General features: G+C 35.1%; 14 protein-coding genes. 8 read left to right on the top strand and 6 right to left on the bottom strand.

Annotated elements, in window-relative coordinates; translation table 11 throughout:
* Window positions 1–22 precede the first annotated feature (22 nt).
* Genes LEP1GSC059_RS14270 through pgsW form a run of 4 tightly spaced genes read left to right on the top strand, consistent with a single transcriptional unit; the run spans window position 23 to window position 4,044 of the window.
* A complete protein-coding gene (locus LEP1GSC059_RS14270; RefSeq protein WP_002177552.1) occupies window positions 23–1,279 on the top strand; it encodes a SpoIIE family protein phosphatase in 1,257 nt (418 codons plus the stop codon).
* Between the two features lies 1 nt (window position 1,280).
* On the top strand, window positions 1,281–2,504 hold the full coding sequence (gene pgsB / locus LEP1GSC059_RS14265) for a poly-gamma-glutamate synthase PgsB (RefSeq protein WP_020980945.1): 1,224 nt from the start codon (window positions 1,281–1,283) through the stop codon (window positions 2,502–2,504).
* Window positions 2,492–2,950: a poly-gamma-glutamate biosynthesis protein PgsC gene (gene pgsC / locus LEP1GSC059_RS14260; RefSeq protein ID WP_017214367.1), complete on the top strand. Its 459-nt coding sequence runs from the start codon at window positions 2,492–2,494 to the stop codon at window positions 2,948–2,950. The genes pgsB and pgsC overlap by 13 nt, the downstream gene beginning before the upstream one ends.
* On the top strand, window positions 2,947–4,044 hold the full coding sequence (gene pgsW / locus LEP1GSC059_RS14255) for a poly-gamma-glutamate system protein (protein ID WP_017214366.1): 1,098 nt from the start codon (window positions 2,947–2,949) through the stop codon (window positions 4,042–4,044). The genes pgsC and pgsW overlap by 4 nt, the downstream gene beginning before the upstream one ends.
* Before the next feature lie 57 nt (window positions 4,045–4,101).
* On the opposite strand, the gene LEP1GSC059_RS23740 is transcribed toward pgsW, so the two are convergent.
* Entirely contained in the window at window positions 4,102–4,959 is an 858-nt protein-coding gene (locus LEP1GSC059_RS23740; RefSeq protein WP_017214365.1) for a hypothetical protein, read from the bottom strand.
* A 213-nt stretch (window positions 4,960–5,172) separates the two neighbouring features.
* Complete coding sequence (locus LEP1GSC059_RS14245) at window positions 5,173–6,156, bottom strand: alpha/beta hydrolase (RefSeq protein ID WP_017214364.1); 984 nt, start codon at window positions 6,154–6,156, stop codon at window positions 5,173–5,175.
* Between the two features lie 555 nt (window positions 6,157–6,711).
* On the opposite strand from LEP1GSC059_RS14245, the gene LEP1GSC059_RS14240 reads away from it, so the two are divergent.
* Window positions 6,712–7,188, top strand: coding sequence for a cyclic nucleotide-binding domain-containing protein (locus LEP1GSC059_RS14240; RefSeq protein ID WP_001164880.1), 477 nt, complete (start codon window positions 6,712–6,714; stop codon window positions 7,186–7,188).
* Window positions 7,189–7,258: 70 nt separating this feature from the next.
* On the opposite strand, the gene LEP1GSC059_RS14235 is transcribed toward LEP1GSC059_RS14240, so the two are convergent.
* Window positions 7,259–10,312, bottom strand: coding sequence for a PAS domain-containing hybrid sensor histidine kinase/response regulator (locus tag LEP1GSC059_RS14235; RefSeq protein WP_020980971.1), 3,054 nt, complete (start codon window positions 10,310–10,312; stop codon window positions 7,259–7,261).
* Between the two features lie 282 nt (window positions 10,313–10,594).
* On the opposite strand from LEP1GSC059_RS14235, the gene LEP1GSC059_RS14230 reads away from it, so the two are divergent.
* A complete protein-coding gene (locus LEP1GSC059_RS14230) occupies window positions 10,595–12,019 on the top strand; it encodes a sensor histidine kinase (RefSeq protein ID WP_420323979.1) in 1,425 nt (474 codons plus the stop codon).
* A 42-nt stretch (window positions 12,020–12,061) separates the two neighbouring features.
* Window positions 12,062–13,933, top strand: a complete 1,872-nt coding sequence (locus tag LEP1GSC059_RS14225; RefSeq protein WP_020980959.1) for an ABC-F family ATP-binding cassette domain-containing protein — start codon at window positions 12,062–12,064, stop codon at window positions 13,931–13,933.
* Window positions 13,934–14,149: 216 nt separating this feature from the next.
* On the opposite strand, the gene LEP1GSC059_RS14220 is transcribed toward LEP1GSC059_RS14225, so the two are convergent.
* The 3 genes from LEP1GSC059_RS14220 to LEP1GSC059_RS14210 are packed head-to-tail and all read right to left on the bottom strand — an operon-like array spanning window position 14,150 to window position 20,232.
* On the bottom strand, window positions 14,150–15,277 hold the full coding sequence (locus LEP1GSC059_RS14220) for an LIC11435 family protein (protein ID WP_017214361.1): 1,128 nt from the start codon (window positions 15,275–15,277) through the stop codon (window positions 14,150–14,152).
* Window positions 15,267–17,384: a FecR family protein gene (locus tag LEP1GSC059_RS14215; protein ID WP_017214360.1), complete on the bottom strand. Its 2,118-nt coding sequence runs from the start codon at window positions 17,382–17,384 to the stop codon at window positions 15,267–15,269. Before LEP1GSC059_RS14215 ends, LEP1GSC059_RS14220 begins: the two co-directional genes overlap by 11 nt.
* On the bottom strand, window positions 17,368–20,232 hold the full coding sequence (locus LEP1GSC059_RS14210) for an adenylate/guanylate cyclase domain-containing protein (protein ID WP_017214359.1): 2,865 nt from the start codon (window positions 20,230–20,232) through the stop codon (window positions 17,368–17,370). Before LEP1GSC059_RS14210 ends, LEP1GSC059_RS14215 begins: the two co-directional genes overlap by 17 nt.
* Window positions 20,233–20,432: 200 nt before the next feature.
* Here LEP1GSC059_RS14210 and LEP1GSC059_RS14205 point away from each other — a divergent pair, with 200 nt between their 5' ends.
* Window positions 20,433–20,891: a peptidylprolyl isomerase gene (locus tag LEP1GSC059_RS14205; RefSeq protein WP_002177540.1), complete on the top strand. Its 459-nt coding sequence runs from the start codon at window positions 20,433–20,435 to the stop codon at window positions 20,889–20,891.
* Window positions 20,892–21,590: the final 699 nt, after the last annotated feature.

Here is a 21,590-nt window from a genome sequence, read left to right as displayed (position 1 = left end):
AGACTCCTTTTAAATCCGCTATATGACCGGTTCCAGGCGATCAGAACAGAAAAGTTACGAGCCCCGTTATTCTATTCTGTTTCAATCTGCGATAGACTCGATTGTTTCTTTAGACAGAGAATTTAAAGTCATTTTAGCAAACCCGGCCACCGAAAATACGTTTGGATTTCCCATTTCTGAATTGGTTGGAAGTTTAGTAGAATGTCTGCTTCCTTTTTCTATTCGAAATCGATTTTATAAAATTCTAAATGGTGTATCTAAACTTCCTGATAAAAAAAGACAAAAACCTTTCGGGCCGATCCGTTTGGCTCGAAAGGATGGTAAAATTTTAATTTCCGAAATTTCTGTTTCTACCACCGGACCTGTGGAAGACTATCGTTATCATATAGTCATCCGAAACATATCAGAAAAACATAGAATTCTAATGGAATTGAAACGAGCCAACGAGTCTTTAAAAAAGATGGATCGTGAAAAAGAGGAACTTCTAGAAAAACTCGAAGAGAAAGTCAGGCAAAGATCTAGATTGCTCGCTAATTATTACAAAGGAATGAAAGAGGAACTGAATCTTGCAAAAAAATTACAGACCGAAATTTTGCCGGACATTCCTTCTTTTGCAGGAATTAAAATTCATTCCACGTATCTTCCAATGATGGAAGTAGGAGGAGACCTTTACGATCTATTTGAAATCCGTCCGGGAGTATTACGAGTATTTATTGCGGATGCGACAGGGCACGGTATACAAGCCGCACTTCTTACGATGACACTCAAAGGAATTTTAGAATCGATCAAAAAAAAAGATGCAGATCCGGGAAATATTCTCACGGAATTTAATTATCAATATTGCAAGAACTTTGGAAATATAGGAATGTTCTTTTCTTGTTTTCTCGCCGACATAGATACCGTTTCTAAAAAGATCGTGTATTCTTCCGGAGGTCATCCTCCTCAATTTTTTCTTTCTGAGAATTTGGTTTTGGGTTTAGATCGAACCGGGTCCTTACTTGGTTTAGATCTGAACAATCAATACGACGTTTTTAAACTAAGTTATCAATACGGAGATCGTTTATTTTTATTTACGGATGGAATTTACGAGGAATTTAATTCCGACAAACAGCAATTTGGCGAATTTGCGGTTCAAGAAATTTTGGCAAAAAAATTTCTTGAACCTATGGAGGAAACGATTCCGGCGATCTTACAGAAACTGATCGATCATTTAGGCCAGCAAAAAATACAAGACGATATAACAGCGATTTTAATCGCTTTGGATTCCCCCAGCCTTTGAAATGTCTTTTTCTATTTTAAGTTTTTTATTTTTGGTCTTTTGTGCGTTTCTTTTTTTAGAGAAAAAAAAACACGACCAAATATTCAAACGAATTCCGATTCGAATTCATGTCAACGGAACCAGGGGAAAATCTTCCGTAACCAGATTGATTCATTCCATTTTAGTGGAGGAGGGTTGGAAAGTTTTTGCAAAAACTACAGGATCTACCGCCAGTCTTTTATTTCCAAATCGAAGCGAAAGTTTTATATTTAGAAATAAAATTTCTATCAAAGAACAAAAATCTTTTCTTCGTTTTGCAGTAAACAATAACGCACAAGCGATCGTTTTGGAGTGTATGGCAGTTCAACCCCAGTACCAGAAAGATTCGGAAGAACTATTGATACGCGCCACTCATGGTGTAATTACAAATATTCGTCCGGATCACTGGGAATGGACGGATACAGAAGATAAAATTTTAGAAGGTTTTAAAAAAACAATTCCTAATAATGGAATTATAATATATGGAAAACATTATGTATCTGAAAATTTAAAACCGAATTGGAATCCAAGTCAAAAATCGAAATTAAATTTAAGTCTTTTGGAAGCTGCTTCTTTAAAAAATACAGAATTGATTCTTGCAGAACCAGAACTTTCTAAAAATCAAATTGAAACTGCGTTTCGGTCCATACGTTATCCGGAACACTACGAAAATGTGGAAATAGCTGTTCGGGTCTGCGAAAAATTAGGCGTTTCTTCTAAATCCATTTTGCGAGGAATATCAAATGTGGTTCCCGATTCGGGAGCGCTTAAAATTTTGGAAAAAGAAATAGAAGGTAAACGTCAGAGGTTTGTATTTGCGTTTGCTGCCAACGACGTGGTCTCCTTTGAAAAAATTTTAAGATCCGACCAAAAAGAATGTAATAGATTTGATTCCGTAATCTTGGTTTTTAATTCCAAACGAGAAAGGCCGTTTAGGACTGTTGAGTTCGGTAAATTTTTAACGAATTTTTCTTATCTTTCAAAAATTTATTTTTTTGGTTCTTGGCAAAAACTATTTCGATCTGCATATAAAGGGAATGCGGATTTAATTTTTTATAAGAAAAATATTATATTCGATTTAGAAGAAATTTTTTCTAAATCCAATTTATGGATAGGTGCTGGAAACTATCAGGGCTCTGGAAGGATTTGGTTGGAAAAGTTGGTCGCAGATCTAAACGTGGTCGAGCAGAAAGATTGGAAACCTTAACGTTAGCGATCGGAGTTGGTATTCTATTTGGTTTTTTTCTTTGGGAAAAAACCGGGCTTCAACCTGGAGGTTGGGTGGTTCCGGGTTACGTGGCTCTTTTTTTATCAGAACCTTGGTTAATTCTGATTCTGATTTTGAGTTCAGTTCTGACGCTTTGTATTTATAGAATTTCCGAATTTTGGTTTTTAAGTTTTGGTCAAAGAAAGACTGTTTTTATTTTGGTTCTTTCTATTTTAATTTCAGGATGTGTTCATTTTATTGCAGAGTTTTTTTTAGAATCTAAAAACAATTTTGAATCTAAGACGATAGGATATATTGTCCCAGGATTGATCTCTCTTTCCGCTGAAAGACAAGGTGTTCCTAAAACCTTATCTGCGATTCTTATTTGTTCCGTTTTGGTTCGTTTGTTTTTGATCTTTTTATTCGGCGAAATTTCTGTTCTATGAATAGTTTTTTAAAAAACAAAACTTGGTTTGTTCTTCTTTTTTTGAATGTTGTAAGTATAGGATTTGTTACAGCTTTGGAATTTTTTCCGCTGGTCTTGTCGGTTGCAAACTTAAAAGAAAAATACGAGGCAAGCCAAAAAACGTACAAAGCATTTTTAAAAATCAAAGAATTAAAACTCTCTAAAAAAATTCAAATCGATCCTAAATTGGATCCATATTTGTCCGGTTTGATTGGTCCAGAAATTTCATCTGTCACTAGTTCTGCCGGAAAACTTTCGGCTAAACAAACTTCAATACATCCTGACTTTGGGGCTTGGTTTGTAGATCGTTTCCAAGAGGCGGGGTTAAAGAAAGGGGATACGATTGCCGCTGGAATCTCTGGTTCTTTTCCGGCGTTGAACATAGCTTTTTGGATTGCCGCGGATATTATGGAATTGAATGTGATTTCGATTTCAAGCACGGCTTCGTCCCAATATGGGGCTAATGATCCTGAGTTTCTATGGCCCGAAATTGAAAATTTATTATATAAAGAAAAAATAATATTCCAAAAATCTGTTTTTATGTCCACTGGAGGCGTTTCCGATTTAGGAATAGGTCTTGGGCAAAAAGGTAGAGAGTTGATTTTGGCTTCTATTTTAAAAAACGATTATAAGTATTTGTCTTCGGATTCTTTTGAGGATTCACTTTTAAAAAGGATGAGCGTATATAATAGTAGACCTGTTTCTTTGTATGTCAACATAGGGGGAGGGACCGTGTCTTCCGGAACCAGCTTGAGTAAAAAACAAATTCCTAAAGGAGTCGTTTTATCGGAAGTAGAATCAATAGATTTGCCGGATTCAATTTTAAAAACTTATCTCGATTTAAAGATTCCTGTGCTTCACGTTAGTGGAGTGGAAATGATTTCTAAAGAATCGAATATGAGATATTCACTCGGAAAGATTTCGGAACCTGGAACTTCAGATTTAATTTTCCCTAAAAAATACAACCGCTGGCTTGCTGGATTTTTTTTCATTTTATTATCTGGGTTTATTTGGATGTTATCACCTTGGATCTCGCTTTCTGATTATACGAAGGAAGATACAATTTTACTGTGAAGTAGAGATCGATTGCAATTTAAAAAGTAAAACGTTAGTTTTATTTGAAAATTTGATCTACCGGAATAGGTCGAATTTTATAAGAAACTGATCTAACTCTCCTTGAAATGGAATTTGATTTAGTGATCCCCTTCCTGAGCCGCAAAGATAAAGATTCCGAAAATTTGAATCGATTGTGGGATTTAAGATACTTGAATTAAGAGATCCAAATTGGTGTAACCAAATCCAGTTCTTTTGGTGGTTTAAATTTTGCAGCCCAATCTTTTCGGTAGAAATTTTAGAAACAAATATTTCTTTTTCGCCGGTGGGGCGAGTATTTTTATCTGTAAGATCTTCATTTGTTTCTCCTGCGATATAGACTGCTTGTCTTGTGTGGTCTATATTTATTGCGCTGATATTTGTAATTTTTCCTAATTGAGCAGAGCCGAAATTTTTTACTATTACGGAGTTAATAATTCCATTATCGGTTATATTAAAATTAGCTAAAATTCCGTAATGTCCTTCTTCGACTTCTTGTGTACTATTATTTACGTTGCTATCTCCTACTACATAGAGATTCAATTTCTTGGGATGATTACGCCTTTCTACCGCTATGGAGTTACCAGTATAAGATTGAGGAGACTTTCCACCTAATTGGGAAACGAAATGTTCGGTGCCATTATTCGCATCGTATCTGAGTATAAATAAACTGTAAACGTTTTGATTTCCTGAATTGATAGTACTTCTTTCTTTGTCTACATCCGCATCCTTAGCGTTACCTAACATATAGATATGTTTTCTTATTATAGGAGGTTGATTTTTTTCACTGTTATCCGAGAAAATATCTAAGGCAAGATCAGTTGGCATAATATCCGCCTGTGCAATCGAAGTTTGTTTGAGCCAAACTCGATTTTTATCCTTAGTATTAATTTTCATTAGGAATAAACTTTGGTTTGAAATAGAAAGAGAATAATATAGAAGCGATTCATAACGTATCCTTTTTACAATTGGGCGTTAAAAAAAATATTGTTATTTGAAGAAGAAAATGAAAATGAAAACGAATAGGTGATTTTATCCTATATGCGAAGGATAACGTAGATTTTATATTAGAAATAATTTGTTTCCAGTATATTAGAGACGAATCAAAGGTCATTGAAACTTAGAAAAAAACCAAGAAATGGTTTCGTCCCTTTTTAAATCCGGAAGAAGGATTGCTTCGTAGTGATTTTTATCTGGTAAGGTAAGAAACACAATTTTTTTTAGTTTTTTCTTAAAAATGTTGATCGCAGCGTCTGGGAGTAGTTCGTCTCCTTTCCGAAAATTATATTTTCCGGCCCGAATTACGAGAACCGGAGAATGGATTTTAGAATAGGGAAGTATTTTATTTTTATTGAATATTCTAAAGCTTGCAATTGGTCTGCGTAAAATTTGGAATGGAATATGCCAAGGTTTGAACGCGCCCCCCATACTTTTTAATTCAGAATCGATCACGTAAATCGGAATATTGCATTTGTATTGAACGGAATCGTTTTCGTTAATTTCTTCTAATTCATAGTTTAGAAAATCCTCTATGTATTTGTTCCAAGAACTGAAAATTGGAGATTTTTTAGCGAGTTCTAAATACGTTTCTCTGGATGGAAATGATTTTCCTAGACGTTGCAGAGATTCTTGGATCATGAGTAAACTAGAAAATTTTCTTTTGAAAGAAAGTTGTCCTCCTCCATCTATCAGACAAATTTTATCCGTTCTTTCTGGGTAGTTTTTTCCGAACGCGAGAGAAATCCAACAACCTAAAGAATGTGCGAGTAAATTTGCTTTTTCAATCTTTAGGAAATCTAATAAATATTTTAGATCTTTTGCATGTAATTCTTGAGAATATTGGATTTGTGGTTTAGAAGATTGGCCTCTACCTCTCAGGTCATATGTGATTATTGTAAGGCCTTGTTTGACTAAGTCTTTTGCAAGAGGAGTGAAATTTTTAAGATTTCCTGTAAGACCGTGAATACAGACTACTGGAGAAAGGGAATTTTTAGAAATAGGAAATTTTCCAAAAATTTCAGCCGCTATAACTTGAGAATTTCCGATTGGAATTTGGATCGATTTTGGATTTGAAAAAGAATGGAAACTTTTCATTCTTTTGTATTTCAGTTTTAATTGAAATATGTCCACGATTTTTTATTTTGGATCTAATTGAATTATAAAGAAATAGAAGCTCAACACGTATTATAATATTCTTAATTATATGTTTGTTTCTTTTTTTACAAAAATAAATTGTAAGTTTGTTCAAAAAAGTCATAAATTTCAAATGGGTGAGATCTATATCTATACATTTCGTAAAAAATCGTAGTTAGTTTTCAAATTTTTTGTAAATAATTATGATTTTACGATCCAAGATATTCGTATTTCGTCTAACGGATTTTGACGATTAAACAACTTCAGGTCGAATTATTTGGGTTTGAGAAATTCTACTTGTTCGAAACACAAATGGTTTTATTTTCTGAACAGGAATTTTAGTTTTTGGACGAATCTTTGATAAGAAAATTTATATAAAAATCGATTGGGACGTGCTTAAATTCAAAAACGAATGGTATTCCCGTCTAAAAATGCGAGGACATTTTTGTATATCGATACATCTAACCTGCTTGCATTTATTTAAACTGAGATTTACATTCACATTTCGAGAATACTATGCAACATACGAAAGAAGAAATTTTAAAACAGATTTATCTTTTCTCCAATTTTACGGAAGACGAATTAAGTTCTATTGCAGAGAAAACGGAATATAAAGTTTACGAACAGGGCGATTCGATTTTTCATGAAGGAAACGAAGCGAAAGCCTTTTTCGTAGTGATTTACGGAACTCTAAAAGTACTTACTTCCACCGAAAAAGGGGACGACGTCAACGTGACTACGATTGCGACGGGGGATCATTTTGGCGAATTGCCGTTTTTAGATCCTGGTAAACGTTCGGCATCCGTAGAAGCGATGGAAAGATCTGAACTTTTAAGAATTCCTTACGATCATTTAAAAGCAGTTTTTGAAAAGGATTCTAATGCTTCGTTAAAATTTTACCAAGCGATTTCTCATTTTTTGGCGAAACGTTTGAGAATGTTAACTCACGATTTAGCCTATGCGAGAGAACTTAGAAAAAGATATACGATTTGATTTTTTAAAACCATATTTCTAAAATTCAAAGGAGTTTGGATGAATATAAATTCAAATTCCTAAATTTACTTTAAGACTGAAATAAAAGAACGATTGTGGATTCTATGTCTTGAATCTGGATCGGTTTAGAGATATAGGCGTTCATACCGGCCTCTAAACATTTTTCCTTATCTCCTTCCATCGCGTTAGCCGTCATTGCTACGATCACTGGTTTTGATTTTTCAAAATCCTTTCTGATTTGAAACGTAGTTTGATATCCATCTATTTCCGGCATCTGAATATCCATAAAGATCAAATCGTAATTTTTTGTTTTCAGTTTTTCGATTGCTTCTAAACCGTTTAACGCGCTGTCTGCGTTATATCCCAATTTTATAAGAAGCCTAAGGGCGATCTTTTGATTGATTACGTTGTCTTCTACTAAAAGAATTTGAAGCGGAATCTTTTCGGAGAGAAGTTTTTTATTTTCATTTTGTTTTTCTTTTTTAAGAACTTTAATTGGAAATGCTTTTTCGAAATTTTTACTGAGTTCTTCTAAAAGAATCGGTTTGAACATCATAAAAATTTGAAACCCAGGTCTATTGAATAGGCCGTTGGTGACCAGATAATAGGAGTCTTTGAGTTCCTTTTCCATAAAAAGAATGATCGTAAGTTTTAGAGAGGGATTTTGTTTTTTAAGTTCGTTTAACATTTCGGGTAAATTCATATCCGGAAAGTTTAAATCGGTAAGAAACACACCGATTCTTTCTTCTTCACCGATCATTCGAATTGTTTCTTTGGCAGTTCTAGTCATCTTAACTGAAAAACCGTTTCGCTCGCAGAACTTCTTGATCTGTTCTTTAAAGTGGAATTCTTGAATGGAAATGACCGCGCTAGTCGCTAAGTTTTTAGAATGTAGTTCTTGAATTCCTGCAGGAATTTCGTATTCCAATTTTTCCGTTAAGATGGAAAGTGAAAATTCAGAACCTAAGTTTACTTGACTTTTTACGGTAATTTCTCCTTTCATCAACTCTGCTAGCTTTTTACTGATGGTGAGACCCAATCCTGAACCTCCGTATTTTCTAGTAGTGGAGGAATCTACTTGACTAAACGCTCTGAAAAGAAGTTCTAACTTTTCTTCCGCGATACCGATTCCAGTATCTTTTACATGAAAGATAAGTCTAAGTTTATCATTCGGAAATTTCTCGGCCTCTACACTTAGGTGAATTTTTCCTTTTTCAGTAAACTTAATAGAGTTTCCAATCAGATTGGTTAGTATCTGTCTCAGTCTATACGGATCGGAAATGATCCAATTAGGAACGTTGGAAGAAATTTCGGATTCGACCACAAGACCTTTTTCTTCAGCCATAGGACGAAATAAGCTTACCACTTCATTTGTAAGTTTTTCAGGGGATACAGGTTGTATCTCTAATTTGAGTTGTCCGGATTCGATCCTAGAAAGATCTAAAATGTCGTTTAACAAAATGAGCAAATTTTGTCCGCTCGATTTGATAATGTCTAAGTATTCTCTTTGTTCTGCGTTTAAAAAAGTTCCTTCCAAAAGACTTACGGTTCCGATAACTCCGTTGAGAGGTGTTCTGATCTCGTGACTCATCATTGCTAAAAAATCCGTTTTTGCTTTGGAGGTTGCTTCAGCTATTTCTTTAGCTTGCTTTAGAGAATCTTCATATACTTTTCGTTCCGTAATTTCGTGCCAAACCGAAAGAAAAACTCTTTTTTGATGGATGACGATCGGAATTAAAGTGACTTCTACCGAAAATTCTTCGCCGTTAAAACGTTTATAGATCCATTCGTAGGTATAAGAACCTTTTTCAAGAGCGATAGATTCTAGTTCATTCGTTTTTTCTTTTTTCGTTTCTACCGAAAAATGAATAGGATGTTTTCCTAAAACTAATTTTTTATCTGGACATCGAAGCATTCTCAGGGTCGCGGGGTTACATTCTAAAATTCCAGAAGTATCATACAACACATGAGGTTCGCTTGAACGTTCGAATAAGAGTCTGAATTTTTCTTCTGCTAATTTTTTATCTGTAATGTCTACGGAAATAGCGCTGACTCCGGTAATTTCATATTCAGCGTTTCGTATAGGATGAAAAGAAAGTTCGCTAAAAACAAAAGTTCCGTCTTGATTTGGTCTTTTTCTGGCTATGCTTACTTTTTCGCCTGATAAGGCTCTATCATAAAACTCTTTCCAATATTTTGCGATTTCCGTGGGAAGTTCTTTTTGAAATAAGTTAAAACCGGTAGAAATTTCGGAGTGATAAAAATCCTGCATTACATTTTGGAATTGAGAATTGAATATAAGTAATTTATAATTTTTATCTATAGACCATATCATAGCTTCTGAATTTTCAATGATTGCGTTTAGATTTGCCTCGTGTTCTGCGATGGTTCCCGCTTGTTCTAAAAGAGATTTTCGAGTATTAACTTTTTCTGTAATGTCTTTGATCTGAACCAAAATGATTTTATTTAGATGAGTGGAAATCATCCTACAAGAGGTGTTTCCCCAAAATTTCTTACCTCGAAACGTTTTAAATTCCAAGTCCCAAGAAGGAGTTTCTCCGGACAAGATTTTCTTCTTTCTGGATGTATATTCGGAATGAGTAAAATCCTGAGTCAGTAAGTTTGAAAAAGGAAGATTTAAAATTTCGGATTGGTTTTGGATTTCAAAATACTTACTAGCGGTCTGGTTGATTTCAAGAATCAGATCTTTATCCGGATCTAAAAGTAGGATTGCGTTTGCAGATTTTTGAAAGATCGTAGAACGAAGTTCTGAGTCTTGCTGAAAAATACTTGGTGTTTCTGAAAAATAGGATTCGAAATTTGTAAAAAATAAAAGCAGAATATGATTATTTTCTAAAGATACAATCTTGACTTCTATATCTAAGGATTCTTTTCTTTGAGTGATATAGCCTACTTTTAAAAATGAAGTTTTTTTTATAGGGGATTTGGCTTCCTTCCAAACCGATGTCCAACAATTCGGAATTGCCCAATTCCATTCTGAGGGATGAATTTCCTTTCCTAAATTTGATCCAAATTCCTGAAGTGGTTTATAAAAGTTCCATGTGATTACTTTTCCAGAGGAGTTTAGAATTAGAAAATTGGAGTTAGATGGTAAGGAAGTCATTTTTTTTATTATCGAAAATTATTTATGCTTTAAAAACAGAAACAAGCAAAATAATAGCAAAAGTGTTTCAAAGAAAAGGAATATTCTCAAATGATCGAATGCTAATCAAAAAAAATCATTTTTTTAGAAAATGCTAATCAAAATAGAAATTTTCAATCTTGAAAAAACCATTATTTCTTGAAAGATCGATTTTGACATAAATCTTAGTCTTTTGATAATTTCGGACATTTATCGGGTTTGATTGACTTTCCTTCCAAATTTCTAAGCATGCTCAATTGTAGGATAGAAAACTTGGGTTCCATAGAGCCGATTTCAATTAAGCACTATCAGTTCTTTTTCGATCTTTCTCAGGATGGTTTGGCGATTCATTCCGAAGGAAAAATTCTAAGAGCAAACGATGCATTGATCCGGATGCTTGGTTATGATTCTATCGAAGAAGTGATCGGAAAACCGGTTCTTCAATTTGTTCATCCAAGATCTCAAAGTGTTGTAAAAGAAAGAATTCAGAAAATGAGCCAAGAGGGCACGGTAGTCGAGGCCATCGAAGAAGAATTTATTCGAAAGGACGGTTCCACCTTATTTGTAGAAGTGGCGGCCACTGCTTTTTTTGAAAATGAAGTTCAGTATTTTCAAGTAGTAGTCAAAAATATCAATTTTAGAAAACGAGCTGAACTGGAATTAGAAAGACTTCGTTCTAAACTCAAAATCACTCAGGAAAGACTTCTTGGAGTAATTGAAGGTACAAAGGACGCAATTTGTGCAGTAGATATTCATTTTAGAGTGATCGCTTTTAATTCTTCTTTTGAACTTAGTTTTTGGAAACTCTACGGTAAAAAAATAGAGGAAGGAAATCTGCTTCCAGAACTCATCTTGGATCCTGCGGAAAGGAGTGTGGTCATCGAAAATTGGAGCCGTGCACTTCGAGGAGAAGTATATACTACCGAAAGAGTTATGCAAGGTTTAGTACAGGATTCGGTTATATTCGAAATTAGTTATAGTTCTATTCGAGATTCTTCTCATAACTTGATCGGCGCGACTCAAATCATTCGAGACATTACAGAAAGAAAATATGATGAAGAAAAACTGAAAAAAACTTTAGAAGAAAAAGAAGTGATGTTAAAAGAAATTCATCACAGGGTAAAGAACAATTTACAAGTGGTAGCGAGTCTTTTGAGTTTGCAATCGGAACATTATGGGAACGAAAGGATTTCTCGTATTCTCAAGGAGTGTGAACGTAGAATTCAGTCTATGGCTCTGATTCATAAGGAATTGTATCAATCCGAGAATATTACAAAAATTGATTTTTATGATTATCTAAATACTTTGTTGGTTAGCCTTCTTCATTCTTTTGGAAAAGAAAAAAAAGTAGAGTTTAAAATTTCTTCCAAACCGAATTTTGTTTCTATCGAAACAGCAATTCCATTGGGATTGATCGTCAACGAACTTGCTACTAATTCTTTAAAATACGCTTTTTCTAATGGAAAGGACGGACTGATTTCGGTACATCTTAGATTGGACGTATTGGAATCGGTATTAGAAGTAGAAGACAATGGAATCGGTATGCCGGAAGAATTCGATTTAGACAAATCCGAATCTTTGGGTTTGAAACTTGTGGAAATTCTTGCAAGGCAATTGAGAGGTAAGTTTATTCTTCTTCCTTCCCGAAAAGAAAAAGGAACTAAGTTTCAAGTTGTATTCAAAGGTTAAAAACACTTGTCCTTGTGCTTTGAAATCTGAAGTATTCATCCTATGAATTTAATTTCTGTCGATAAGATTTCCAAAGAGATCGGTTCTAAGGTTTTATTTGATCAAATCAGTTTTGGAATTAACGAAGGGGAAAAAATAGGAATTTTAGGAATCAACGGTTCCGGTAAGACTACCCTTTTGAAAATGCTTGCAGGGATGGAAGTTCCTGATAGCGGACAGATCTTAAGGAATAAAATTCTAAAGATTGCGGTTTTGTCTCAGTCACCTTCCTTCAATCCAAATCATACCATCTTAGAACATATTTTTTCCAGTCAAAGTCCCATTTTGGAAACGATTCGTTCTTACGAGTCAATTTGTGAGCGTTTAGATTTAGGAGACTCGGAAGTTGAAAAAGAATACAATCGTTTGATGCAGGAAATGGACAGACTCGGAGCGTGGGAGCTAGAGTCTTGGTTTCGATCTATTTTAAAGGAATTAGAGATTTTAGACCTGAACGTAAAGATGGGCTCTTTGTCCGGAGGAATGTTTAAAAAAGTAGTTTTGGTTCAAACGCTAATCGAAGAATCCAATCTTCTTGTGTTAGACGAACCGACCAATCATCTGGATGTGGAAACGATTCTTTGGCTTCAAGACTACCTGATTGAAACTAAAAAAGCGATTTTACTTGTCACCCATGATCGTTATTTTTTGGAAGAAGTAACAGATCGTATTTTGGAATTGGAAAACGGAAATCTAAATTCGTTTCCCGGGAATTTCGGGTTTTATCTGGAAAAAAAAGCGGAGGCCGAAGTGATCCGTGAAAAAACGGAACAGAAAGAAAAGCAGTTTCTTAAAAAGGAATTAGAATGGCTTCGCAGACAACCCAAGGCGAGAGGAACTAAACAAAAGGGCAGGACCGACCGGGTCCTCGAGGTGTTAAATCGCAAAAAAGCAGGAAAAGAAATCGTCTTGGATTTTTCCGTTTCCGGTAAAAAACTCGGAAAAAAGATTTTAGAACTAAAAAATCTTAGAAAAGAATATCATAAACCAATTATATATGGTTTTTCTTATACGTTTAAAAATGGAGAACGAATCGGAATTGTCGGACCGAACGGAGTTGGAAAGTCTACTCTTTTGGATATGATCGTAGGCCGGGAAAAACCTGATTCCGGAGACGTAAGTGTAGGAATGAATACACATTTTGGTTATTTCGATCAGATTTCCAAGGAACTTTTGGGTGATATGAGGGTGATCGAATATATCAAAAAGGAATGTGGTGTATCGATCAAAATGAACGACGATCGGGTTTTAAGTGCGGCCGAAATGTTGGAACTATTTCTTTTTGATACTAGATCACAAGGTAGTTATATCAAAAATTTATCTGGCGGAGAAAAAAGAAGACTTTATCTCGTTTCTATTTTGATGACTAATCCTAACTTTTTGATTTTAGACGAGCCGACGAACGATTTAGACATTAAAACACTTTCCGTTTTGGAAGAATTTTTAGCTGAGTTTGACGGTTGTGTCCTTGTAGTTTCTCATGATCGATACTTTATGGACCGAACCGTGGATTATCTTTTCACTTTCCAGGGAGAAGGGATAATAGAAAAATTTCCAGGTAATTATTCTGAATATTTAGAATATACTAATTATCTAAATAAGCAAAAAGAAAAAAAGGAATTGGAAATTAAACCAAGGGAAACAGATACTTCTAAAAATAAAAAGGGAATGAGTTTTCGCCAAAAAAAAGAGCTGGAAACTTTGGAATTGGAAATTACGTCGTTGGAAAAAGAAGAACGTAGTCTTACGGATATTCTACAATCCGGAACCGCAAAACCAGAAGAGTTGGCTGATGTCGGAAATCGTCTAACGAAAATTCATTCCGTTTTGTCTTTGAAATTAGAACACTGGGAAGAACTTCAAAATCTAATTTAACGTGAGTTTGACGTAAGAAAATTTAGATGAGTCTTGCTACACTGGGCTTTCAGTTCCGGTTAATAAATTACATGCAGAAAACATCATGCAATAATCGTCTTTAGTTTTAATAAAACGCGATTTGTGAAGCGATAATAGAAACGAAGCGCTGAGTTTCCCCGCATCGATCCCTTTCACTTTATTTACATAAAATTAGAATATTTTGTTTAACTGAAATTATAGAAAAATTTTTATACCGAATTCAAATGAATTTGGAAAAAAGTTTCCGGAAGGACGTTCCGCTTGAACGGATTCTAACCTTCTGGTTTTAATAAATGGAATTACTTTTCCTTCGGAAGGATACGCTGTAGAATCGGAACTTGAGGATCCGATCAAAGCGGCGTCCAGTACGTTAAGCAGATATAATACCGCTATAATTTCTAAAGAAACATTGAGCTGATTGTAAATTGAAGAGGAATTTGAATAATCGGATTGTCCTTGTATATAATTGTAAGCCGCCAAAGAAATAAGAGTAGGGTCGTTCATCAAAAAGAAAGTTTGGTTCAAGGTTTTACTCTGATTCAAAGCAGATAAACTAGAATTGTATGCCGAAAAACGTTCTGCGGAAAAAGCGATCGCTCCTAAAATTAAAATTGGAAAGACCCAGCGTTTGTATTTTTTATCTTGATTGGATTGTCCCCAACCGGGCAAAACTGAAGATTGAATTGCGGGACCCCATTGAATTCCCGAAGACGTGACTTCATTTTCTTGCCCACTTCGTTTAACAATTTGCGCAAGTTCTTCCTCGGAATCTGCAAGGACCAAAAAACCTTTTTTAGCAGTTTTTTTATTTCTAGGATTTTCTAAAGAAAGTGTATAACTTCCGTTTTTGAGATTTAGATTTTCGATTTTGAGTTTGATTTCTTTAGAACTAACGAATTCAAAATCCGGTTTGATCGTTTCCCCCGAAGGTAAAAGCAGAGTAACGTTCATCGCTTCCGTGAAGTTGTCTCCTGTAACGGTTAAGTAAGATCCTAACTTTTCTTTTAAAAGTTTAGTACTCGAATCTGGATTGATAAACGGCGCCCTGGAAAGAATCACTTCAAAAGAAATCCAATCGGTAAACACAGAAACCCTTCCAAATTTATTGAGAACACCGATCCTATGTTCGTAAACTCCAGGAGGTAAATTCACTTCGAAACGAGTAGATTTCGTTTTTTCTCTAGTGATTCTTCCACCGGAATCTTTGATTTCAACTAAATAACCTCCCGCTTCGGGAACTGGTTTCCATTCTAAAAAGTCTTCTCCAAAAATAGAAAAAGAAATCAAAAATAGTATGAACGATAAAAGAATTTTATTCCACATAAATTTCCTTTGGCGAAAGAACTTCTGGAGGTCGGATCGTTTTATTCAACTTAATTTCGAAATTTCTAAAAACCGGAATCGTAAATTTTTGAACTCCCGTTTTGTCCTTGTATTTGGCGGAAAGCCTCCAAGTAAATTTACCTTCTTCTAATATTCCAAAATCTTTAAACGAGTAAGAGTCTCCTTTAATTTCTTTTTTAAGAATCGATTTGTTTTTTCCCGCTTTTTTTTCTAAAATTTCCAAGATTACCAACTCCGTATTTCCTTCCGTTTCCCAACGGAAATCGATACTTTCCCGATTGGAAATGTCGATGGTTTCTTCGGTTGCAGGACTACTTTGGCTTAAGAAAGGAGTACTGTCAGAAGTTTTGAATTTTTGGGTTTTACTTGATATTAAATTTTCGCCGTTAGAACCTAAGAGAGACACCCTCCAAAAATATTCTCCTACGGAAGGAATCGAAACGGTTCCAAAAGAGGAACGAAAATTTTCACGAGTTACTTCTCCGGAAAATTCAGAATTTTTAGAAACCTCTAATTTATATACTCCTGAAGGTTCCGGTCTCTGCCAACGAAATGTCAATTTATGGTTGGCTGGATGTCCCAATTCTTGTTCATTTGTGGGAAATAAAAGTTCTAAATTTTCTAAAGATTGGACTTTAAATTGTCTTACGGTTGTAAAAATAGGATCCCCTTCTTTGAGTGTTCCTTTGACTCTCCAGAAATACGTCCCTGCGTTCGAGATCGGAGAAGAGATCAAAGAAGAAGAGCCAGTTCTTTTGTTATATAAAACATTTTTAAATTCGGAATCACTTGCGATTTCAAGAGTATATTCTGAAAAATCCGCCGAACCTGACCATACGAATAAATTTCCTTCTTTAGAAAATTTTCGAAGAGAAATTTCTTCCTGATCGGAAGGTTTTTTCAAAACAGGAGGTTCCGGTTTTTCCAACTTTCTTACGTTAAACGAAACCGCATCGGATTGATGCGCTTTTAAATCGGTCAAGGAAGGTTTTGGAGTGACTCTCGCAAAATATTTTCCTTCTTTTGTCTTGTCCCAGCGATAAAGAGTTCCTTGAATTTCTTGATTGATTAGAATTTCCTTAAATTCCTTATCTTTAGCTAATTCAAAAATGTAATTGTTTGTAAAATCCACTGGCGTCCATTGAAAAACTATACTTGGAGCGTTGGATGTAAATTTAAACTCCTCCGATTTTGTCGGAGTAAAAAGAGAAGATTTTAATTCTCCTAATATAATAAGAGAACGAGTTTCACTGTATTCAGGCGCTCCGGTTTCAGGATTGATTGCGGTAACTCTCCAATAGTGTGTTCCTTTTTCCAAAGATCTATTTAAGGAAGTTCCGTTCGATTTGGTGCGGATTATGTTTTTGGAAAAATTAGGAGAATTCGAAATTTCTAATGTATATTCCTTTGCACTTTCCGCCTTGTTCCAGTTAAAGGAAACCGGAAAGGAGTTAGAAGAAGTTTGAAAAAATTTTCTTTCTGTAGGAGAATTTAGGGAAATCGATAAAGAACGAATTTCGGACTTACCGTTTTTAAGTTCAATCGCTTGGTTGTTACTTACGTTTGATTCTTGATTTCCGGATTTGACTTTTGCATTTCCTTTGGAAACTTCAAGATTGAGTGCTTGATCCTCTGTTTTGGAAAGTTTCAGATCTCCTTTTCCAACTTCCACGGTGGTTTCGCCGCTTTTGATCTGAAGCTCGGTACCACTGTCTTTATTTGCGGAAACGGAACCGTAGGCAAAGTCGATTGATAGATTTTTATCCGAAAAGTCTAAAAAGATCATACTTTTTTGATCTAGTTTAATTTCGGTTCCGTCGTTTAGAACCAAAACGGCTTCGGCTCCGTCGTCTGTTCGGACGGTATCCCTGTTTCTGACTTTCATTTCGGTTTCGATTTCTTCCCAAAGAACTTCGGAGTCGTACTTTCTCTGGGCTTTTCTGTTTTTGAAAATGATCTTTCCGATTTCTGGATTGTTACCTTTTTTATGTCCGGAGGTTATATGAAGGTATAATAATATACTAAAAAGTAAAATGAGTCCCGTAAGAACAGTGACTACGTACTTTTCTTCAGTCAAGTATTTCATACTTAACTTCTTTTTCGGAATCCGAACCTTTTTTAGGTGGTTCCCAAATGATTCCTACTCTTTCTCTCACTTCTTCTAAATTTTTAGGACAGTTGGGATCGTCTTTTCTACCTAAAACCGCGTAGATCACTTGCGGTTCTTCTTTTCCTTTTACTTTGATCGATTGCATCTTTTCTACGTTGAAAATTTCCGGGACGTGATCTAAAAGATCTTGTGTGATCAAAATATCCGTTCCGAAAGGTTTGTTCAGGGCTTCCACTCTGGAGGCCAGGTTGACGGCGTCTCCGATCACCGTATATTCCAATCTTTGTTCGGAGCCGATTTGTCCGGCGATGACCGGACCAAAATTAAGACCACAACCAATTTGGATGATTGGTTTTTTTTCGCTACCTCTGCCCCGGTTAAATTTTATGAGAGCCTCTCTCATCATCAAGGCTCCAGTAACCGCGTTTTCGGCGTCTCTATCTGAAGTTTTAGCGGCTCCCCAAGTAGCCATGATTGCGTCTCCGATAAACTTGTCTACGATCCCGTGGGTTTCATTGACGCAGTGGACCATTTCGGTCATGTACTCGTTTAGAAATTCCACAACCTCTTCCGGTTGTAGTTTTTCGGAAATGGAAGTAAAACTTCTAATATCGGAAAAGAAAATGGCGCACATCTTTCTTTCTCCTCCGAGAGTGAGTTCATGTTTTAATACCATTTCGGCGATTTCTTTGTTTACGAATCTTCCTAAAGCGTCTTTTACTTTTTCCCTTTCTTCCAGACCTTTGCTCATGTCCACAAAGTAATCAGTAAGAAGACCTACTTCATCGTTTGTGATGGAACTAATTTTAATTTTAAAATTACCTTGTGCGATTTCAGTCGTGGCTCGTAATAAATTTAACACCGGTTTGGTGATCGTTTTTGCAAAAAAGAATACGATGATAAGCGCTAAACATAGAGCGATCCCCATGATCAGAAGATTTGTTTTTTGAATCTTATAGACCGCTTCAAAGGCCTTGTTTTCTGGAACGATAGAAACTACCGCTGCTCCCCCGAAACCCAACTTCTGATAGGAGCCGAACCAGGCATTACCGTCCTTATCTTTGTATTCAATCTGTTTGGTATTCTCGGAACTTTTGACCATGGATTCTACAATCGGAAGATTCATAAAATTTGTATTCGATTGTAAAAGTTTCGGATCTGAATGAGCAATTAGATCTCCTTCTCCGTTGACCAGAAAAATTTCGGAAATATCTTGTTTTTGAAATGCGTTTAGGAATTTCTCCAATCGAAGAACCAAAACTAAAACCTTAGAATTGGAACCGGAAGAAGGAATAGCGATGGCAAGGATTGGTTCTTTAAACTCAGCACTTAGATTTTCCATTCTTCCGCCAGTAAGAACTGATTTTTGAATGAGCCCAGGTCTGTTTCCCACGAGGTCTGAAATTTCTTTTGTAGAGACCTTGAGTTCGCTTAAATAAGGTTCGTTGAAGAACTCATTGACCACAGACGGAATGTTTCCTTCCATTTGGAAGAGACCCGCATAGATAAAGTCGGGATCGTTTTGAAAAAAAATATCCGCAAATGAAATTCCATCTTTGCCTTGAACCAAAGCTCCTACCATTTGTTTGCCATTGGTGAGAATTTCTTTGATATCGGTTTTAATTTTTAATCCTAGAATATTCACTAAATTTAAATTGTTTTGAAGAACCCTGACTTCGGAATCGTCTCGAAATGCAGAAGATGCGAAAAAAATGATCGTGGAGACCGTAAACGTCATCAAAACGGAAATGACCGCCATCAATTTGATCTGAAGCGGAAACTTTGATTTTACTTGGGAAGTAGAAAGTTCTTGGACAGTAGCAGGTTTCGTTTTTGTTTCGTCTAACGTGTTTTTATCAACTTTAGAAGAAGTAGGTCCTATATTTGAAATCGATTCCGTTTGTGATTTTAATTGAATTTCCTCTGCAGATTTGTGAGCCGATTCAATCGGAGGTGAAACGTTTTCAGAGGTTTGTGCATTTTCAGAAAAAGTTTCTGTTTCTGTTGTAGGAAGTTCTGGTTTAGATTCGGAAGATACATGATTTGATTCCGAAGAATTTTCGTTTGAGGTAGTTGTTGGTTCTCCGGAAACCGAAAACTCTTTTAGTTTTTGATTATTTTCTAAATGATCGATTTCAATTGCGTCGATAGGAAAGGATTGAAAAGAGGAGATGGTCTTTTTTCTTTCTTCTTCCGAATATGGAACTGCTTTGATTTGGGTTAGGTTTTCTGCCCCGGGTTCGTATTTAATTTTATATTTTAGAGCGGAAGAACGTTTATTTTCCCGAGTGATATGAACCGATACGGAAAATTCACCGGGTGGAATTTCTGGGATAGAATGAGTAGATTTGTGTTTAGAAATGTATTTTCGAAATGAGGTTTGGTCTGGCTCTGAGTAAGAATATCCGAAATGAGAAATTTGATTTTGTAATTCTGAATCGCTTAGGGAAGGGGAACTTGCCAGTAAAAGTTTAGAAAGAAGTAAAGGAAATCTAGTCTCACAATCGGGTGCGATTAAAAATAGTATATTTCCTCTTTTTAAGAATTTTTGAATTTGTAAAAAAGAACTGTAAACAGAGTCGTTTGTTTCTGGACCAGGTGGTATGAGTAAGGAAAATACATTTACAGAAGTAGGAATCGAGTCGAGTGTATTGGAGTCGAGTGTATTGGAGTCGAGTGTACTGGAGACAAAACAAATCGTTCCGATTTCTTTTTTGGAGATTTCTTCGGGAAGGTCCTTTAGAAAGTTTGTATGGGAATCGGAAATAAAAATGAGGGCTCCAGATGTTCCAAAGGGAATATAACGACGATGAATTTCTAACATAAATGAAGACTCTTAAGATCCAGAAAAAAATGTTTCCTTCGAGAGGAATATTCTATTTTGTTTTCGGAAGTTCTTTAAAATAGTATAATTACTTAATTCCTACGTTTTTGCTCGTTTTTCGTAAGAAATCGCTTTCTACCTTAGTGTAGTATCGGAAAGTGGAAATAAATTCTTAAAATAGAGGAGTAAAGAAGAAGAGAATGTCGACTGCAATATTTAAAACAAATTTTGGAAACTTTTCGGTTTATTTGGATGAGGAAAAGGCTCCCATTACTGCGGGGAATTTTATCAAATTGGCCAAAGATGGATTTTACAATGGTCTTACATTCCATAGAGTTATTAAAAATTTTATGATTCAGGGTGGTTGTCCTATTGGAAATGGAACGGGCGGGCCTGGTTATAAAATCCAAGACGAATTTCATAAGGATTTGAAGAACGAAAAATTTACTCTTTCGATGGCAAATGCAGGACCGAATACGGGTGGATCTCAGTTTTTTATCAATGTAAGAGATAATTTTTATTTAGATAATAAACACGCTGTCTTTGGAAGGGTTGTGGAAGGAATGGATATCGTAGAAACGATTTCAGAAACGGAAACAGGATTTCAAGACAAGCCTACAAAATCGGTGATTATAGAAACAGTTACGGTTTCTCCTTAAACTTTGATCTTCACTGAATTGTTCTTTGAGGGACCATAGAAAGTTGTTTTAGAATTCTGTTTTTAAAATGGTATGAGTTCCCACATTTTTAGGTTTTACGAATTACTTGGTAAGAGTATTTCAAAACTAGCCTTAAACGGTTGGTTTGTCTTAATTGGGGATACTTTAGATTAATGCGAATTTGGTGTAAGAAAACTAGATATAATTTTCTAAATGTATGAGTTCCAACATTTTATTTTCACGGAAAAATCAGATTTTATAAAATAAATCTCTTGTATCGAATTTGTCGTAAGATTGGATCAGTGATAGTGAATTTGTATAAAATCCAATTTCTGCATAAAATCACCGTTTTGCGGTTGTTATTCAATAAAAATTTATTTTATAGGGCTCTTAAATACGTAAGAATTTTTGAAATTCAAACGTATCATTTTGTCATGGACTTTTAATAACAAAAACACATTGGAATGGGACAAAAACATCCGCCGAAAATTAAAAGTAAGCGAGTTATAGAATAGAGAAAATTAAAGGAATATAAATTCGAAAAAAAGAATATTCTGAAATTCGTAAAAAAATAAAACCAAGATTGACATTTTTATTGAGATAACTACTTTTTTTACGATAATAAAAGTAGGCCAAAAAATCTAGATCAGCACTTATTCTACTAAAATTTAAAGAGTTCGTTTTTGAGAATCTTATATG

Origin of the sequence: Leptospira noguchii serovar Panama str. CZ214 (assembly GCF_000306255.2) — a bacterium.
GTDB lineage: Bacteria > Spirochaetota > Leptospiria > Leptospirales > Leptospiraceae > Leptospira > Leptospira noguchii.
Note: the sequence above shows the minus strand (reverse complement) of the source record. Positions and strands in the feature narration are given on the sequence as shown.

Bases quoted from the DNA above. Each gene is read 5' to 3' on its own strand.
- LEP1GSC059_RS14270 (WP_002177552.1), top strand. From the start codon at position 23: ATGACCGGTTCCAGGCGATCAGAACAGAAAAGTTACGAGCCCCGTTAT.
- pgsB (WP_020980945.1), top strand. From the start codon at position 1,281: ATGTCTTTTTCTATTTTAAGTTTTTTATTTTTGGTCTTTTGTGCGTTT.
- pgsW (WP_017214366.1), top strand. From the start codon at position 2,947: ATGAATAGTTTTTTAAAAAACAAAACTTGGTTTGTTCTTCTTTTTTTG.
- LEP1GSC059_RS23740 (WP_017214365.1), bottom strand. From the start codon at position 4,959: ATGAAAATTAATACTAAGGATAAAAATCGAGTTTGGCTCAAACAAACT.
- LEP1GSC059_RS14245 (WP_017214364.1), bottom strand. From the start codon at position 6,156: ATGAAAAGTTTCCATTCTTTTTCAAATCCAAAATCGATCCAAATTCCA.
- LEP1GSC059_RS14240 (WP_001164880.1), top strand. From the start codon at position 6,712: ATGCAACATACGAAAGAAGAAATTTTAAAACAGATTTATCTTTTCTCC.
- LEP1GSC059_RS14235 (WP_020980971.1), bottom strand. From the start codon at position 10,312: ATGACTTCCTTACCATCTAACTCCAATTTTCTAATTCTAAACTCCTCT.
- LEP1GSC059_RS14225 (WP_020980959.1), top strand. From the start codon at position 12,062: ATGAATTTAATTTCTGTCGATAAGATTTCCAAAGAGATCGGTTCTAAG.
- LEP1GSC059_RS14220 (WP_017214361.1), bottom strand. From the start codon at position 15,277: ATGTGGAATAAAATTCTTTTATCGTTCATACTATTTTTGATTTCTTTT.
- LEP1GSC059_RS14215 (WP_017214360.1), bottom strand. From the start codon at position 17,384: ATGAAATACTTGACTGAAGAAAAGTACGTAGTCACTGTTCTTACGGGA.
- LEP1GSC059_RS14210 (WP_017214359.1), bottom strand. From the start codon at position 20,232: ATGTTAGAAATTCATCGTCGTTATATTCCCTTTGGAACATCTGGAGCC.
- LEP1GSC059_RS14205 (WP_002177540.1), top strand. From the start codon at position 20,433: ATGTCGACTGCAATATTTAAAACAAATTTTGGAAACTTTTCGGTTTAT.